The organism is Kribbella sp. NPDC056861, assembly GCF_040687575.1.
Taxonomy (GTDB): domain Bacteria; phylum Actinomycetota; class Actinomycetes; order Propionibacteriales; family Kribbellaceae; genus Kribbella.
In genome coordinates, this window is record NZ_JBFBNQ010000004.1 from 785,825 (window position 1) to 800,753 (window position 14,929).

21 protein-coding genes are annotated in these 14,929 nt (G+C 66.6%); 8 read left to right on the forward strand and 13 right to left on the reverse strand.

The genetic code is table 11. The features are described from left to right. Positions 1-55: 55 nt before the first annotated feature. From AB0P21_RS23230 to AB0P21_RS23240, 3 genes are read left to right on the forward strand one after another with little or no spacing between them, the layout of a single operon-like run. The gene (locus AB0P21_RS23230) at positions 56-343 is read left to right on the forward strand and encodes a YggT family protein (RefSeq protein ID WP_363699223.1); all 288 of its coding nucleotides are present in this window, start codon (positions 56-58) and stop codon (positions 341-343) included. A 33-nt stretch (positions 344-376) separates the two neighbouring features. Further along, entirely contained in the window at positions 377-862 is a 486-nt protein-coding gene (locus tag AB0P21_RS23235) for a VOC family protein (protein ID WP_363699224.1), read from the forward strand. A gap of 5 nt (positions 863-867) precedes the next feature. Beyond that, on the forward strand, positions 868-1,656 hold the full coding sequence (locus AB0P21_RS23240; RefSeq protein WP_363699225.1) for a MerR family transcriptional regulator: 789 nt from the start codon (positions 868-870) through the stop codon (positions 1,654-1,656). Here AB0P21_RS23240 and AB0P21_RS23245 read toward each other — a convergent pair. After that, complete coding sequence (locus AB0P21_RS23245; protein WP_363699226.1) at positions 1,639-2,433, reverse strand: endonuclease/exonuclease/phosphatase family protein; 795 nt, start codon at positions 2,431-2,433, stop codon at positions 1,639-1,641. The genes AB0P21_RS23240 and AB0P21_RS23245 overlap by 18 nt on opposite strands. Before the next feature lie 131 nt (positions 2,434-2,564). On the opposite strand from AB0P21_RS23245, the gene AB0P21_RS23250 reads away from it, so the two are divergent. From AB0P21_RS23250 to AB0P21_RS23265, 4 genes are all read left to right on the forward strand, one after another. Further along, positions 2,565-2,738: a hypothetical protein gene (locus AB0P21_RS23250; protein ID WP_363699227.1), complete on the forward strand. Its 174-nt coding sequence runs from the start codon at positions 2,565-2,567 to the stop codon at positions 2,736-2,738. A 690-nt stretch (positions 2,739-3,428) separates the two neighbouring features. Further along, entirely contained in the window at positions 3,429-3,854 is a 426-nt protein-coding gene (locus tag AB0P21_RS23255; protein WP_363699228.1) for an SgcJ/EcaC family oxidoreductase, read from the forward strand. Between the two features lie 160 nt (positions 3,855-4,014). After that, positions 4,015-4,530 (forward strand): excalibur calcium-binding domain-containing protein, encoded by a 516-nt coding sequence (locus AB0P21_RS23260; protein ID WP_363699229.1) that lies wholly within the window; start codon positions 4,015-4,017, stop codon positions 4,528-4,530. A gap of 5 nt (positions 4,531-4,535) precedes the next feature. Beyond that, complete coding sequence (locus AB0P21_RS23265; RefSeq protein ID WP_363699230.1) at positions 4,536-5,201, forward strand: hypothetical protein; 666 nt, start codon at positions 4,536-4,538, stop codon at positions 5,199-5,201. A 60-nt stretch (positions 5,202-5,261) separates the two neighbouring features. On the opposite strand, the gene AB0P21_RS23270 is transcribed toward AB0P21_RS23265, so the two are convergent. The 6 genes from AB0P21_RS23270 to AB0P21_RS23295 all read right to left on the reverse strand — a co-directional run bounded on the left by AB0P21_RS23270 (position 5,262) and on the right by AB0P21_RS23295 (position 9,242). After that, positions 5,262-5,588: a putative quinol monooxygenase gene (locus AB0P21_RS23270; RefSeq protein ID WP_363699231.1), complete on the reverse strand. Its 327-nt coding sequence runs from the start codon at positions 5,586-5,588 to the stop codon at positions 5,262-5,264. A gap of 94 nt (positions 5,589-5,682) precedes the next feature. After that, positions 5,683-6,570, reverse strand: a complete 888-nt coding sequence (locus AB0P21_RS23275; protein WP_363699232.1) for a MurR/RpiR family transcriptional regulator — start codon at positions 6,568-6,570, stop codon at positions 5,683-5,685. 24 nt (positions 6,571-6,594) lie between these two features. Next, positions 6,595-6,996 carry a hypothetical protein gene (locus AB0P21_RS23280; RefSeq protein WP_363699233.1) on the reverse strand — a complete coding sequence of 134 codons (402 nt, stop codon included), beginning with the start codon at positions 6,994-6,996 and terminating at the stop codon, positions 6,595-6,597. A gap of 24 nt (positions 6,997-7,020) precedes the next feature. Further along, entirely contained in the window at positions 7,021-7,215 is a 195-nt protein-coding gene (locus AB0P21_RS23285; protein WP_363699234.1) for a hypothetical protein, read from the reverse strand. Positions 7,216-7,539: 324 nt separating this feature from the next. Next, positions 7,540-8,316 carry an ABC transporter permease gene (locus AB0P21_RS23290; RefSeq protein ID WP_363699235.1) on the reverse strand — a complete coding sequence of 259 codons (777 nt, stop codon included), beginning with the start codon at positions 8,314-8,316 and terminating at the stop codon, positions 7,540-7,542. A gap of 11 nt (positions 8,317-8,327) precedes the next feature. Then, on the reverse strand, positions 8,328-9,242 hold the full coding sequence (locus tag AB0P21_RS23295; RefSeq protein WP_363699236.1) for an ATP-binding cassette domain-containing protein: 915 nt from the start codon (positions 9,240-9,242) through the stop codon (positions 8,328-8,330). A gap of 82 nt (positions 9,243-9,324) precedes the next feature. Here AB0P21_RS23295 and AB0P21_RS23300 point away from each other — a divergent pair, with 82 nt between their 5' ends. After that, positions 9,325-10,065 (forward strand): TetR/AcrR family transcriptional regulator, encoded by a 741-nt coding sequence (locus AB0P21_RS23300; RefSeq protein WP_363699485.1) that lies wholly within the window; start codon positions 9,325-9,327, stop codon positions 10,063-10,065. A gap of 10 nt (positions 10,066-10,075) precedes the next feature. Here AB0P21_RS23300 and AB0P21_RS23305 read toward each other — a convergent pair whose 3' ends face one another. The 6 genes from AB0P21_RS23305 to ureB all read right to left on the reverse strand — a co-directional run bounded on the left by AB0P21_RS23305 (position 10,076) and on the right by ureB (position 14,924). Then, a complete protein-coding gene (locus AB0P21_RS23305) occupies positions 10,076-10,705 on the reverse strand; it encodes a nucleoside/nucleotide kinase family protein (protein WP_363699237.1) in 630 nt (209 codons plus the stop codon). Then, entirely contained in the window at positions 10,696-11,322 is a 627-nt protein-coding gene (locus AB0P21_RS23310) for an urease accessory protein UreD (RefSeq protein WP_363699238.1), read from the reverse strand. Before AB0P21_RS23310 ends, AB0P21_RS23305 begins: the two co-directional genes overlap by 10 nt. Positions 11,323-11,512: 190 nt before the next feature. Next, on the reverse strand, positions 11,513-12,229 hold the full coding sequence (gene ureG, locus AB0P21_RS23315; protein ID WP_363699239.1) for an urease accessory protein UreG: 717 nt from the start codon (positions 12,227-12,229) through the stop codon (positions 11,513-11,515). Then, entirely contained in the window at positions 12,222-12,896 is a 675-nt protein-coding gene (locus AB0P21_RS23320; protein WP_363699240.1) for an urease accessory UreF family protein, read from the reverse strand. The genes ureG and AB0P21_RS23320 overlap by 8 nt, the downstream gene beginning before the upstream one ends. Positions 12,897-12,919: 23 nt before the next feature. Then, the gene (locus tag AB0P21_RS23325) at positions 12,920-14,623 is read right to left on the reverse strand and encodes an urease subunit alpha (RefSeq protein WP_363699241.1); all 1,704 of its coding nucleotides are present in this window, start codon (positions 14,621-14,623) and stop codon (positions 12,920-12,922) included. Then, a complete protein-coding gene (gene ureB / locus AB0P21_RS23330) occupies positions 14,616-14,924 on the reverse strand; it encodes an urease subunit beta (RefSeq protein ID WP_363699242.1) in 309 nt (102 codons plus the stop codon). Before ureB ends, AB0P21_RS23325 begins: the two co-directional genes overlap by 8 nt. Positions 14,925-14,929: the final 5 nt, after the last annotated feature.

The window sequence follows — 14,929 nt, forward strand, 5'->3', positions numbered from 1 at the left end:
TTTGCGGCCTGCTTGCTTCGTTGATACTGGCAAGACGCAACAGAGGGAGTCACATATGAGCCTGCTTGCTGCACTGGTCGGGTACGCGTTGACGGCCTTCATCCTGGTCCTGATCGTGCGGATGGTGCTGGACTGGATCGGCGTGGCCGGCGGGAGGTCCGACGGGGTCGCGAAGGCGCGGGCGTTCATGCACAAATTGACCGAGCCGGTGCTCGAGCCGGTACGGCGCCGGATCAAGCCGATCCGGGCCGGTGGGATCGCCTTCGACCTGGCCTTCACGCTGGTCTTCTTCGCGGCGCTGATCCTCCGCTCGGTCGCCTTCGGGGTGGCGTCCTCGGTTTGACCCTGACGCGACGTGAGGGTCGGTACTGGTCCCATGAACGAATTGATGGGACCAGTACCGCTGCCGGCCCTCGACGCGGTGGCGCCCGACATCTATCGCGGGTACTACGGCATGCCGATGTTCGTGATCGTCCCGACGCCCGAGCTGGAGGCGTCGAAGGACTTCTGGATCCACGGCCTCGGCTTCATCGACCTCTTCTCGGTCCCCGGACAGCTGGTTCACCTCCGGCGCTGGGCCTTCCAGGACGTACTGCTGGTACCAGCTGAGGAGCTTGCCGAGCCGGCGTCGATGAGTGTGAGTTTCGCCTGCGTGCCCAGCCAGATCGACGACCTCAGGACGCGGTGCGAGGAGTTGCGGCAAGGTTCGACCACCGAACCACGCGTGATGCCGTGGAACTCGCTCGAGCTGACGATCACCACGCCGGAGAACACCCGGGTGGTGATGACAGCGGCCCGCCCGCTCGACCCGGACAGCGCCGAGGCGGCCAATCTCCGGGCGATGGGGATCGACGTACCGTAGTACGGGTGAACGAGGATCTGACCGTCGGGCGGACCGCCGATCTCGTCGGTGTCAGCGTCCGGACGCTGCACCACTGGGACGCGATCGGACTCGTCCGCCCGAGCGGCCGGACCCGCTCGGACTACCGCGTGTACTCCGCTGCCGACGTCGCGCGCCTCCACCAGGTCCTCGTCTACCGCGAGCTCGGCTTCCCGCTGGCCGAGATCGGCAAGCTCCTCGACGATCCGGCCGTGGACGCGCCCAGCCATCTCCGCCGCCAGCGAGCCGAGCTCACCGAGCGCATCAACCACCTGCAGGCGATGGTGTCCTCGGTCGATCGGATGCTCAAGGCAACAACCTCCGGGATCCAGCTGTCGCCCGCCGAGCAGATCGAGATCTTCGGCACCAGTTGGCGCCCCGAGTGGATCGACGAAGCCGAGAGCCGCTGGGGCGACACCACCGCGTGGGCGCAGTACGCCGAACGCACCTCAGCTCTCGCGCCGGCCGATTGGAGCAACATCGCGGCCAAGACAACAGCGCTGGAAGCCGACCTGACCGCCGCCATGAGTGCCGGCCTCACCCCAGGTTCGCCAAACGCCAACGCCCTGGCCGAACGCCACCGCACCCTCCTCACCACGTACTTCGACTGCACCCACTCCATGCACGCCTGCATCGCCCGCAGCTACACCGACGACCCCCGCTACGCCGAGTACTACGAACAGACCGCCCCCGGCCTGTCCACCTGGCTCCGCGACACCATCTTCGCCAACGCCGAAGCCCACGGAATCGACCCCACCTCAGCCGTCTGGGAGTGACCTCACCAGCCGCCCCTGCAACCCGAGATGGTCGGAGACATAACCAACCGGCGCCACCTCGTTGGGAAAGAGCACCTCAGCGTCGTCCGCAGTCAGCCCGGCTGTCAGCAGGAAGTCGATGCACTGCGACCGCATCCCCGCCGGCAGATAAGCCGAGTGAAACGTCGGCGGACACTCCCCGCCGAACACATCGGCCAACCCCGTCGTGGCCAGGAACTCCTCGACCAACGCCTTGTGCCGCGGAATGTTGAAGTCCCCCGTCACCACAACAGGGGAGGGCAACCCCGCGACCAACTGCGCGAGCGCCGCGAACTGCGCCCGATGAATCGGATGGAACCGATTGTCCGCCGCCCAACTCCCGTCGGTGTTGGCCAGCAGATGCACATTGACGACAGCGACTCCGTCCACCCGACTGACCAACGCGCCCTTCAAGAACCCTCGCCACCGCAACGCCCATTCCGTACGACGCGGTGCCGGCAATCGCTTGTACAGAACGGATTCCACCGGCATTCGCGAGAACGTCACCACTCCACCAGCCGGCCCGATCGCGGACCGCCTATAGGTGGCTCGAAACGACGGCATCGCCTTGACGAGCAGCCGCAAGTGGTAGTAGGTCAGTACCTCCTGAAGGTTGACGACCTGCGCCGCCGAGGCCTCGAAGGCGGCACCGATCACGGCGTACCGCGCAGCCAGCCGCGACCCCCGGATCGGCATCCCCCGGGTGTTGAGCGAGGCGACGACAATCTGTCCGTTGTGCCCATCCGGAGTCGATCGCATGCGTCCGATCCTCATTCCTTTTCGTCATGATCGCGACCCCTTGCGCGCGCCTTCCGGCGGCAGTTAGATGAGCGCCTCTCGCTTAGCACGCGAGCCCCTGCCCGCCCGTCCCAACGCCAGGAGAACCACACATGTTCGCCATCATCGCCGCCGTCATCTTCGGGCTAGCGCTCATCCTCGACTGGGCCGACGCCACGGTCAGCGACGCGTTCACCCCGCAGACCCTCCTGATGGCCGGCCTGCTCTGCATCGCCCTCCACCTCGCCGGCGTCGGCGCCTCCAGCAAGTGGGGCCGTCGCCGCTGATCAGTCGCGCGGCTATCGGGACATCGCTCAGGTCTACTTGGCCTGGGCGATGTTTTTGTCTGCGGCTATCAGGGGGCGCCGGGGGTGTCGCCCCACCCGTACTCGCGTTGCGGGCTGGAGCGGCGTGCCCACCCGAGCCGGTTGCGGCGCGGCGTGTTTGCTGATGACCCTCGTGTCGCGTGGTCGGTTGCGGTCGGCTTGGTTGTGCTGCTGCTAGGTCCGTCCGGGGGTGTCGCCCCACCCGTACTCGCGTTGCGGGCTAGAGCGGCGTGCCCACCCCGAGCCCGTTGCGGCGCGGCGTGATTGCTGATGACCCTCGTTTCGCGTGGTCGCAGATCGACCTCATGTCGCGCGGCTGGTTGCGACCGGGCTGTCCTGCTATTGCGGGGCTCGTCGCCTTCCGCGACATCCGAGGTGGAAGCGCAGGTTCCGCACGCCTCGACAACCCCCAACTCGTCTCCAGCAACGTCACCGAAGGCGCCGAGCCGGAGGCAGCACAACTGCGCCGACCACCAACTAGCCCCGCGACACGAGCATCATCCCCGCAGCCACCCGACCCCGCCACAAGCTCGGGTGGGCACGCCGCTCCGGCCCGCAACGCGAGTACGGGTGGGGCGAAACTCCAAACAAACACTCCCCGGCACCAACTCCCTTGACCTCAAGCAAAGTTGAACTACCAAGCTGCTCACCATGGACATCACCGGTCAGATCCCCAGCACAGCCGACGTAGACGCGATCCTCGCCCTGGTAGCGACAGTGGAAGAAGCGCAAAGCAAAGAAGACGCCGACGCCTTCCTGGCGCTCTTCCGCGAAGACGCGGTGTGGGTGACGGGCCACGGCAAGCGGCTCTACGGTCGCGACACCATCGCCGAGTTCACCCGGCGCGTGCTGCCCGGCGCGACGAAGGACTCCTACGCGACATACACCCCAGACCACCTCCTCTTCGTCCGCCAAGACATCGCGGTCGTCAACGTCAACCAGAGGTACGCGCTCCGCCCCGGATCCACCACCGAACTCCCGGTGGAAACCGGCAGCCCCGTCTACTTCCTCGCCAAAGAAGCCGGCGAATGGCAGATCGCCGCAGCCCAGAACACCGTCGTCGTACCGGAGCCCTGAATCGCGCTAGGTAACGAAACAGGGACGACTGGCCAGTAGATCGCCGTGAACCATCGCGGAGAGTGATGAACCACTGGTAGGCATGGGGTCGCTCGGACCGTGGGGGCCCGAGCGACGACGACGCCGTCCCGGGGGGAACCGAGGGCGGCTTGGGGGAACAGTGAACAGAAACCGTGCTGCCCTGAAAGCCTGCGCCGCACTCATCGCGGCCGGCTTCCTGGCAACAGGCTGCGGCGCCACCACCGACTCCGGTACGGCGGCATCGCAGACCACCGTCACCACCACGGTGACCACCGAAACAAGCACCGAACCAAGCCCTGAACCAACTACCGAACCCACCGTCACGCCGACCGCGGCCCCGTCCCGGCCGGTAGGCCTGGTATCGATCCCACCCGCCAAGAAGCCGATCGCCAAACCACCGGTGAAGAAGCCGGTCATCAAGCTCACCACCAAGCCGAAGCCCAAGGTGTCGATCAAGCCAACGATCAAGCCCAAGCCGAAGCCGAAACCATCCACCAAGCCCAAGCCGAAACCCACCACAGAACCCAAGCCCGAGGTCTACTACGCCAACTGCTCCGAGGTCCGAGCCGCCGGCGCCGCCCCGATCCACCGCGGCGAACCCGGCTACTCGTCCAAACTGGACCGGGACGGCGACGGTGTCGCCTGCGAGAACTGATCGCGATGAGCAATCGTGAGCGGATACTGCAGGCGTTGCGGGGGAGCAGCAGGCCGTTGGATGACGATGAGCTTGCCGAGGCGACCGGGATTCATCTGCGGCAGACCGTCAACCAGATCTGCCGCGAACTGCAGGCCGCTGGTCAGATCGTTCGGGTTCCGGGGGAGCACGGGAAGATCGTGAACTCGATCGCGCCGGGGGCGGAGGTCGAGGAGCCGGCGGTTGTTGAGGCGGCGCATGATGCGGGGAGTTCGTTCGAGCAGCGGGCTGCGGCGGGGCGGATGCTGGAGGCGCTCGGGCGGCGGCTGGGCGTGACACTTCGGCCGACCAGGATCGTGCATCCCAGTGGTGCGAAGGTCGAGATCAACGGGGCCGATGCCGAGCAGACGGTGCTGGTGGAGTGCTGGGCGCATCAGGGGCCGGCCAAGGTGGCGCAGAAGTACAAGCTGGTCAATGACGCGGTCAAGCTGCACTGGATCGCGCAGTCGCTGCCGCCGCGGCCTCGGCGGCTCATCCTTTGTGTGTGCGACGAGGCCGCGGTCAAGCACCTGAGGGGCAACTCGTGGCAGGGGCACGCGATTGCCGACCTCGGGGTCGGGCTCGAGGTGGTTCAGCTGCCCGATGAGTTCGTCGCGGCGATTCTGGAGGCACAGAAGCGCCAGTACCGCTGACCCGGCTCGGCGGTGCTGACTCGACACAGCACCGCTGACCGGGCCTTGGAAGAAGCGACCTCAGGATTTAACAGCCAGCTCGCCCAGCTCGGACCACTCCGACTGATCGAGCTTGAAGTTCACGATCCGCGGCGTCTCCACCAGATGCGGCGGCAGCGTGGTCTGCGCGGTCTTGAAGTGTGCGGAGTTCACGTGCGCCCCCGCGGCGTCGTCGTCCGCGAAGGCCTCGACCAGGACGTACTCCGTCGGGTCGTCGACGCTGCGGGACCAGTCGAACCACAGGCAGCCGGCCTCGGCGCGGGTCGCGGCGGTGAACTCCGCGGTGATGGCCGGCCAGTTGTCGGCGTCGTCGGCCTGGACCTTGAACTTGGCGGTGATGAAGATCATCGGGAGCGCTCCGGGAGTTGAGAGGGACAGGTCAGGGTCGATGCTATCGGCGGTTCCGGGACGCCGGATGTGTCAATTCGAGACACCTGCGGCGTCAGAAGCCCAGCTGCTGGCGCAAGGTCTCCAGGGTGTGCGCCGATTCCAGCGTGTACTCCGGATCGGCGGCCGCGACCGCCTGCGCGAGGGCGTCGGTGGTGACGATGATGGTGAGCACCTCCGCGGTGATGCCGGTGACGGTGTTGGGGACGTGGATCGCGACGGTGACGTCGTCGGCCAGTCGCTCGGCGACGTGTTGCTCGCTCAGCAAAATGATCCCGGCGCCGACCGCGCGGGCCCGGTCGATCACCACCTCGGCGTCGATCACGAGCCGGCCGGGCGCGATCACGATCACGACGTCGTCGCGTTCGATCGCCAACAGGTCGTCGGCCAGCCGGAAGCCGGCCGTCTGGATGCAGCGGCTGCGCCGGCCGAGCCGCCGCAGCTTCAGGGTCAGGTGTTCGGCGGCGACATAGTTCGCACCAAAGCCATAGGTCGTGATCTCGCGCGCGTTGAGCATCAGCCGGACGGCCTCCTGGAAGGAGTCCATCCCCAGGTGCGCGTTCAGGAGCTCGATCCGTTCGATCGTCTCGGCGATCACCCGGTCCCAGACGTGCTTGGGGTCGCCGCCGGTCGACTCGATCCGGCTGCGCAGCCGCTCCTCGCGCTGACCCGTGGTGAACGGCGCCGCGACCAGGTCCTTCAGCTCAGCCAGTCCGGCGTACCCGAGTGCCTGCAGTGTCCGGATAACGGTCGCGTTGCTGGTCTTGCTCGCCACCCCGAGTTCCTGGGCCGACAGGTAGAGCAGCCGCTCAGGCGTGCTTTCGGACAGCGAGCGGCAGACCGAGCGGGCGGCCGGCGTGAACTCGTCCCAGTGATCGCGGATGCGGGCGCGGAGCTCGACGATGGCCGGATTGCGTGGAGTTCCCGTTGCGCCATCGGTCATCTGCGTATCTTCGCACCGCTGCGTTCAGTCGGAGTTGATCCAGGACCAGGTGCTGGTGGTGGCGGCGACACCGGCCTGCTGGAACCAGGTGAGCACGGACTGCTGATTGGCCTGAAGCGGCTGGCCGTCGCCGAGTTGGCCCTGCTCGATCAGGAGCCGGAACGCGCTGATCAGCCGGTGTTCGGGGGAGCCGCTCGACGTCGGTGCGTAGGCGTCGGCGAGAAGTGGCAGGGCGGCGTACGGGGCGTGGACGCTGTAGCCGTACTCGCGGCCAGGGTCGTCGCCGAGCGGTCCGTAATCGTAGAACTCGGTGAAGGTGACGGCCTGGTCGCCGCGGTCCGGTTCGATGGCGACGGTCAGCGTGAACAGACAGCCGTTCCGCTCCCGGTGGACCTTCAGCAACGTCTCCCGCACAGCGTCAGCCATGCCGCGAAACTAACCCACGAGGGATCAGGCGGCGAGTTGCTGGACTTGTCTGCGCGCCCACACCGCGCGGCGCAGTTTGGCCTTGTCGGGGTACCCGGCGGCTTTGCCGATCAGGTAGACGTCGTGGCTGCGCATGTTGACCATGGCGGCGACGTACCAGACCGGGTTTCCCTCGGCCAGCATGGTGACGATCATCTGGTGTGCGCTGTTCTCGGACATGCCGACCCTCTCCTTGATCCGGTTCCTGCTCTTACTGGTACGTCGGATCAAGGTGGGCGATTTCGACAGCTACGGCGAAGAAACTTTCGCGTCCGTAAGGCCTTGGTAAAAACGAATGCCCCGGTCGATGACCGGGGCATTCGTCCGTGCGGGTCCCGGGGGGAGTGGGACCTCCACACGTTGGGGGGACCTCGAATTTATCCCCCAATAGGGGTCACGGTCGCAGTGTCGCGGCGATTCTTAACACGTCGTCCGCTGAGCGGTTCGAACCCTGCGCCCAACGGTCGCCCCAGGGGTTGCGCAAACGCCCAATTTGTTGAGGTCTCATTGACTTGTCCGGTGCCGGTAGAGCACGCTCGCGAGTGTTGTGGAGAAGACCAGCAGACCACCGCACCAGGTTAACGCGACCCAGCCGTTCGTGCCGAGCGGAGTACCGGTCAGGAAGCTGCGGACGGCTTCGATCACCGGCGTGATCGGCTGGTGCCGGCTGATCGGTTGCAGGAATCCCGGCATTGTCTCGGTCCGGACGAAAGCGCTGCTGAGATAGGGCAGGAACAACATGAAGAAGCTCAGCGCGCTGGCCGATTCGACCGACTTGGCGATCACGCCGAGCGCCGCGGCCAGCCAGGACATGGCGATCACATAGAGCAGCAACAGGCTGATCGCGGCGACCCATTCGGCCGGCCCGGCATTCGGCCGGAAGCCCATCGCGAGGGCGGCGAGAACGACGATCGCGGTGGAGGCCGCATTGCGCGCCACACTCGCCGCGACATGGCCGGTGAGTACTGCGAAACCGCGGATCGGGAGCGACCGCAATCGGTCGATCATCCCGGTGGTCATGTCGTCGGCGACGGCCATCGCGGTGCTCGCGGCGCCGTACCCGGTGGTCAGCAACAGGATGCCCGGCACGACATAGTTGACGTACTGCGTACCGGTGTCGATCGCGCCGCCGAAAACGTAGACGAACAACGCCATCATCAGCAACGGCAACAGCATCGACACGAACACCGTGTCGACGTTGCGCCGGCTCAACCGGACGCTCCGGCCGATCATCGTCGCGACATCGCTGACGGCGGCGCCGATTCCCTGGTGGGTCGTCATCTGTGGAGCTCCTAGGCGGTCAGCGTGAGAAAGACGTCGTCGAGGGTCGGGCGATGCGAGGACACCCGCTCCGGCTGCAGGTTGTGATCGCGCAGTGCATCGAGCACTTGATGGAGATGGCCGGCGCTACCGTCCGACGGCAGGTTGAGCAGCGGACCGGAAACCAGTCCGCCCTCCCCGGCTGCTTCCAGCAGTGCGGCTGCTTTGAGTGCGGACGGTTCATCAGCGAAGTACAGCTCGATGCGCTCGCCGCCGACTTGGGCCTTGAGGTTGTCGGCCGTCCCCGAAGCAGTGACCCGGCCGTCGTCGATCAGCACGATCCGGTCGGCGAGCCGGTCCGCCTCCTCGAGGTACTGCGTGGTCAGCACGATCGTCGTCCCGTCACGCACGAGCTCGCCGATCGCATCCCACATCGTCAGCCGGCTGGCGGGATCGAGCCCGGTGGTCGGCTCGTCGAGGAAGATCACCCGCGGCCGGGCGATCAAACTCATGGCGAGATCCAAGCGACGCATCATGCCGCCCGAATATGTCTTGGCCCGTCGCCGCATCGCCGCGGTCAGCTCGAATCGCTCGAGCAACTCGTCCGCGCGCCGGGTCGCGACAGTCCGGCCGAGATGCATCAGCCGGCCGACCATGACGAGGTTCTCCCGGCCGGTCTGGTTGTCGTCGACCGCGGTGTTCTGCCCGGTCAGGCTGATCACCCCGCGAACCTCGGTGGGCTCGCGGACCACGTCGTACCCGGCGATCGTCGCCGTACCGGCGGTCGGGCGGCTGAGCGTGGTCAGGATCCGCACGATGGTGGTCTTGCCGGCGCCGTTCGGGCCGAGCAGGGCGAGCACGGACCCTTCTTCCACGTCGAGGTCGATGCCTCGGAGTACCTCGGTGCGCCCGTACGACTTCCGCAGGCCGCTGGCTTGGACGATCATCACGCTCCCCTTTACTGCGTATGAGCTACGCTAATTAGCGTAGCAGGTACGCAGTACGGGTTTCTAGACTGAGACGGTGGAGATGAGCGAGCAGCCTGAACTGCCGGCCGACGTCGCGCTGATGTGGGGTCTCGGCGACGTCACGAAGCGCGGGCCGAAGCCGTCGCTGTCGATCGGCGACATCACTTCTGCCGCGATCGAGCTCGCCGATGCAGAGGGGCTGGCGGCGGTCTCGATGGCCCGCGTCGCCGAGCGGCTCGGTAACTCGACGATGGCGCTCTACCGGCATGTGAAGAGCAAGGACGACCTGCTCACCTTGATGACGGACGCGGCGCTCGAGCGGCCCGAGCCGTTGCCCGAGGATGTCGATTGGCGTACCGGCCTGACCTTCTGGGCGAACGGCGTACTGACCGCGGTACGCCGCCACCGCTGGTACGCGAAGCTCCCGATCTCGGGTCCGCCGGCTGGTCCGAACAACCTGGCCTGGTTCGACTCGGCGCTCGGCGCGCTGAAGGACACCGGCCTGAGCGAGGAGGGCAAGGTCGGCGTCGTGATGGGCCTGATGACGTATGTGCAGGGTGAGATCCGGCTGAGCCTCGACCTGGCGAGCGGCTTCGTCGAGAACCCGGAGGCCTTCACCCGGTACGGCGCGACGCTGGCGCGCGTCGTCGATCCGCAGCAGCTGCCGGCCTTGGCTCAGGTGATGGCGGCCGGTGTCTTCGACGAGGTCACGAGCTTCGACGAAGCGGACGAAGCTGACTTCGACTTCGGTCTGCAGCTCTACCTGGACGGCGTGGCCGGCTTCATCGACCGAACCTCCTGATCTGTCCTGGTCAGCTCAGGGTGATGATCGCGTCGGCGGCCGGCTTGGTGGCGGCGATCAGTTTGGCGTTCACCTCGTCGGAACCGAAGGCCCGCTCGTGTGCTTCCTCGGGGGAGCGGCCGAACAGTTGGTGCCTGGCTTCCAAGCGCTGATGCCTGAGGTCGTCGTCGAGGTCGACGTACCAACACTCGTCGAGCAGTGCGCGACCGGTTGCCCATGGCACCTGATCGAACAGCAGATAGTTGCCTTCGGTCACCACCAACGTCGTCTCCGGCGGAACCGCGATGCTGGCAGCGATGGAGTCCTCGATCGACCGATCGAACCGCGGCGCCCAGATTGTCTCGTCCGCTGATTCCTTAAGCCGCTTGAGCAATGCAACGAACCCGAACCCGTCGAACGTCTGCGGCGCACCCTTCACCGCAGCCAGCCCCAGCTCCTCGAGCGCTGACTGCGCCAGGTGATACCCGTCCATCGGAACCAGCGCCACCTGGTGGCCCTCGGCAACTAGTTGCGTCACCAGCTGATCGGCGTACGTCGACTTGCCGGCCGCCGGCGCTCCGGTGATCCCGAGGATCGCGCGATCCCCTCGAGTCGCGAGCTCGACGGCTCGCCGCAAGGCGCTCTCTCGATTCAGCTGCACCCGGAGATCTTGTCAGCCTCGAGGAGCCCTGCCCAGCTTTGCGCAAGATCACTTTCGTGCTGCGCGCCTACCAGTCGCCGTAGTACGGAGCCCGATCCTTCCAGTTGCAAGACGCCGGCAGTTGGGTCAATCGGCGACTTCGCCTCCGGCAGCCGGCGTCCGAGGGTGGTGATCGAGTCGAGGCAGCGCGCAGTACCGAGGATTGCCCAGCCCTCCCGCGCACCTGGCGTCAGATCGAGGTCTTCCGCGAGAAGAAGCTCTCCATCCAGCCAGGCTCGTTGCGACGAACACAACGTGCCGCCCACCTCGCCATGGCGTCCGAGAACGAGCGACTCCCGGATAGCCGCCGAACACCCCGCCTCCATCACCACTTCCATGGATCTCGTGACATCTGCTCCCTCAGCCACGACAAACGGCTCACCATGCCACGTGAGCTGCGCACCTTCAGTCAGCGCGACCGTCACATCCCACCGCGCCGATCCACCCCGCATCGCGTACGCAACCGTCCCTGCGGTCTCGACGATGTCCAGCCGCACCGGACCTTTGACCACAACTTGAATCTCGACGTGGTCCCCAGCGAGCAACAAGGCCGAGGCCGCGATCAGTGCGATCCGCACGACGCCATCCGCTGCCGGTAACCGCCGCGGCGACAGCAGCCCGGTCCTCAGCAGTACCCGATCGCGCACAGGATCGGCAACAACTTCGATCCGCGTAACCCCCGCACCCACAGCCGCCGGTGCACGCACACCCGCACCCGCCGCCGGATCAGCGGTCGCCGCCGACCGACTCGCAAGCTCTGTCATCTGCTCAGTGCGTGTGAGCATGAGTATGCGAGATGAGCTCCCCGTTCTCACCAACATGTGAATGCGGAGCCATCGGCCCAGGATCCACCGGCGTGTGCGACCCGCTCCGCACCACCGCCGTCATCGCGAGCACCCACTCCTTCAACCGACCTACCGACTCCAGGTCCGTCCGCGACAACGCCAGCACAGGCTTCCCGCCCCGCGCAGCCTCCGCATCCGCGACCATCCGCGGCACATCGACCCCGACGTACGGCGCAAGGTCGGTCTTGTTGACCACCAGCAAGTCGGCCCGCGCGATCCCCGGCCCGCCTTTGCGCGCGACGTCCCCGCCACCCGCGACGTCGAGCACGAAGATCTGCGCATCGACGAGAGCGGGGGAGAAGGTCGCCGTCAGGTTGTCGCCACCGGACTCGACCAGGACCACGTCGAGCGGAGCGAAGTCGCGTTCCAGATCCTCGACGGCGATCAGATTCGGCGTCACGTCGTCGCGGATCGCCGTATGCGGGCACGCGCCGGTCTCAACAGCGCGGATCCGCTCGGGATCGAGTACGCCGGCCGCGCGCAACAATCGCGCGTCCTCATCGGTGTAGATGTCGTTGGTGATCACCCCCAACTGGAGCTCGGAGGACAGCTCGCGGCAGACCATCGCGATCAGCGAACTCTTCCCGGTACCGACCGGGCCGGCGATTCCGAGCCTGAACGAACGGCTGGTTTTAGGCATGAAACAACCTCATTCTCTCGACGGCATGAGCCTGAGCGAACACATCGACCAGTGGAGCGCCGTACGCCGGTATCTCGGCGGGCGTCGTCGTCCGGCTGACCGCTTGGACGAGTTCTTCGATCTCTGGATGAAGCCTCAGCAACCAGCTCGCTGCGTCGGCCGGGTCCACTGGCAGTAGCTTGAGTGACGCGGCCACCACGCTCTGCGCGTCGTCGTACCCGATCAGCCGGGCGGTCTGCTCGGCCGACAACCCGGTCACCGCCGCGACGACTCCGACCACAACAGGTCGCGCGATCTCCGCATCAGCCTTGAGGAACTCGGTGGTCCCGGGCCAGACCCGAGCGGCGAGGCGCAGGTAGGCGCGTCCTTGCCGTCGAGAGGCTGCCCGCAGCGCCTGGCTCGGAGTACGGGCTGCCCATGCGGCCTCGGCTTCCTCAACGCTTTGGCCTTCGAGGGCGAGTTGCCGGGCCACCACCGCCGTCGCGGCCTCGACTCGAACGATCGTCCGCAACCGATCCGACGCATAGCTCGCCACATCACTCAGCCGCGCGCCGTCGGCTCCCAGGCCGGCCCGCACCGCAGGCTCCAATCCCGCCGACTGCGTGTGCCCACCCGTCGGCAACCGGGCATCAGCCAGCATCATCGCCACCAGTTCAGGCGAAGACATTCTGTTCATTTCGGAGCTGTCCATCAGAAGAGGTTGTAGAGCTGGGCGAGGGGAAGTTCGGTGGCGGGCGACGGTTCGATCAGCTCGCCGTCGACCTTGATCGCGAACGTCTCCGGATCGATGTCGATTCGCGGCAACGCGTCGTTGTTCTTCATCTGCGCCTTCCCGACCTCGCGCGTCGGCCGGACAGCTTCAAGCCTTCGTCTAAGCCTTAGACGATCGGTAAGACCATCGTCGAGGGCGGCGGGGGAGACGAACGAGATCGACAGATCCGCGCCGATCGCGTCGCCGAACGCGGGCCGCATCAGTGCCGGTTGCGGCGTCGGGATCGACGCGTTCGGATCGCCGAGCGCCGCCCAGGCGATCGCCCCGCCCTTGATCACCAGCCGCGGCCGCACCCCGAAGTACGACGGGTCCCAGAGCACGAGATCGGCCAGCTTGCCGACCTCGACCGACCCCACCACGTGATCGATGCCATGGGCAACGGCCGGGTTGATGGTGTACTTCGCGACGTACCGCCGGGCGCGTTCGTTGTCGGCCGGGAGACTGCTGCCGAGCGAACCGCGGCGCGCCTTCATCACGTGCGCCACCTGCCAGGTGCGGGTGATGACCTCGCCGATCCGGCCCATCGCCTGCGCGTCCGACGACGTCACTGACAACGCGCCGAGGTCGTGCAGGATGTCCTCGGCCGCGATCGTGGTCGCGCGGATCCGTGACTCGGCGAACGCCAGATCCTCCGGTACGTCGGGGCTCAGGTGATGGCACACCATCAGCATGTCGAGATGCTCGGCGACGGTGTTGACCGTGTGCGGCAGGGTCGGGTTGGTCGATCCCGGGATCACGTGCGGGTGGCTGGCGATCGAGAGGATGTCCGGCGCATGCCCGCCGCCGGCGCCTTCGACGTGGAACGCGTGGATCGACCGGCCGGCGATCGCGTTCAGGGTTGACTCGACGAACCCGGCTTCGTTCAAACTGTCCGCGTGCAGCGCGACCTGCAACCCCCACGCGTCGGCCGCCTTCAACGCGGTATCGATCGCCGCGGGCGTGGAACCCCAATCCTCATGCACCTTGTACCCGGCCGCGCCGGCAAGCGCCTGCTCAGCCAACGCCTCCGCGCTGACCGTGTTTCCCTTGCCGAGCAGCAAAACGTTGAGCGGCAGCGCGTCGAGACTCCGATGCATCTGCGCCAGATGCCAGGCGCCCGGCGTGACAGTGGTCGCCTTCGACCCCTCACTCGGCCCGGTCCCACCACCCACAATCGTGGTGATCCCCGTCGCCGACGCCTCATGCAGCTGCGACGGCGACAGCAGATGCACATGCGAGTCGATCGCCCCGGCTGTCAGAATCCGCCCCTCGCCGGCAATCACATCCGTCGAAGGCCCGATCCGAAGCTCCGGATGCACACCATCCGCGATATCCGGATTCCCGGCCCGCCCCAGCGCGACGATCCGCCCGTTCCGGATCCCCACATCCGCGCGCACGATCCCCCACCAGTCGAGCACGAGCACGTTCGTGATCACCGTGTCAGGCGAACCCTCACCCCGCGTCGCCGTCCCCTGCGCCATCGACTCCCGAATCGACTTCCCCCCACCGAAGATCGCCTCCTCACCACCAACGGTGAGGTCCTCTTCCACCTCAATCCACAAGTCGGTATCCGCGAGACGAACCTGGTCACCCTTGGTCGGCCCATAGAGCGCCGCATACGCAGCCCGAGAGACCTCAACCATCGTTCTTCACCTGGATCCCAGGCACCAGCCGACGGCCGGCCAGCGCGACGGCCACAACCTCGCGTGATGCTCCCGGTTCGAAGCGTTGGGAGGTGCCGGAGGGGATGTCGAGGCGGAAGCCCTGCGCGGCTTCGCGGTTGAAGGCGAGAGCGGTGTTGGCGTCCGGGAGGTGCAGGTGGGAGCCAATCTGGACCGGGCGGTCGCCGGTGTTGACGATCACCAGCGTCAACTTCTCGCGACCAGCATTCAGTTCAATAGTTCCTTCGACGACGCGGACTGCGCCAGGACCGGTTTTGTTCATCACAA

Coding starts and splice junctions, on each gene's coding strand:
- AB0P21_RS23230 (WP_363699223.1), top strand. CDS start 56: ATGAGCCTGCTTGCTGCACTGGTCGGGTACGCGTTGACGGCCTTCATC.
- ureG (WP_363699239.1), bottom strand. CDS start 12,229: ATGCCTAAAACCAGCCGTTCGTTCAGGCTCGGAATCGCCGGCCCGGTC.
- AB0P21_RS23300 (WP_363699485.1), top strand. CDS start 9,325: ATGAGCGAGCAGCCTGAACTGCCGGCCGACGTCGCGCTGATGTGGGGT.
- AB0P21_RS23325 (WP_363699241.1), bottom strand. CDS start 14,623: ATGGTTGAGGTCTCTCGGGCTGCGTATGCGGCGCTCTATGGGCCGACC.
- AB0P21_RS23270 (WP_363699231.1), bottom strand. CDS start 5,588: ATGATCTTCATCACCGCCAAGTTCAAGGTCCAGGCCGACGACGCCGAC.
- AB0P21_RS23250 (WP_363699227.1), top strand. CDS start 2,565: ATGTTCGCCATCATCGCCGCCGTCATCTTCGGGCTAGCGCTCATCCTC.
- AB0P21_RS23285 (WP_363699234.1), bottom strand. CDS start 7,215: ATGTCCGAGAACAGCGCACACCAGATGATCGTCACCATGCTGGCCGAG.
- AB0P21_RS23295 (WP_363699236.1), bottom strand. CDS start 9,242: ATGATCGTCCAAGCCAGCGGCCTGCGGAAGTCGTACGGGCGCACCGAG.
- AB0P21_RS23275 (WP_363699232.1), bottom strand. CDS start 6,570: ATGACCGATGGCGCAACGGGAACTCCACGCAATCCGGCCATCGTCGAG.
- AB0P21_RS23245 (WP_363699226.1), bottom strand. CDS start 2,433: ATGCGATCGACTCCGGATGGGCACAACGGACAGATTGTCGTCGCCTCG.
- AB0P21_RS23320 (WP_363699240.1), bottom strand. CDS start 12,896: ATGTCTTCGCCTGAACTGGTGGCGATGATGCTGGCTGATGCCCGGTTG.
- AB0P21_RS23255 (WP_363699228.1), top strand. CDS start 3,429: ATGGACATCACCGGTCAGATCCCCAGCACAGCCGACGTAGACGCGATC.
- AB0P21_RS23265 (WP_363699230.1), top strand. CDS start 4,536: ATGAGCAATCGTGAGCGGATACTGCAGGCGTTGCGGGGGAGCAGCAGG.
- AB0P21_RS23280 (WP_363699233.1), bottom strand. CDS start 6,996: ATGGCTGACGCTGTGCGGGAGACGTTGCTGAAGGTCCACCGGGAGCGG.
- AB0P21_RS23235 (WP_363699224.1), top strand. CDS start 377: ATGAACGAATTGATGGGACCAGTACCGCTGCCGGCCCTCGACGCGGTG.
- ureB (WP_363699242.1), bottom strand. CDS start 14,924: ATGAACAAAACCGGTCCTGGCGCAGTCCGCGTCGTCGAAGGAACTATT.
- AB0P21_RS23290 (WP_363699235.1), bottom strand. CDS start 8,316: ATGACGACCCACCAGGGAATCGGCGCCGCCGTCAGCGATGTCGCGACG.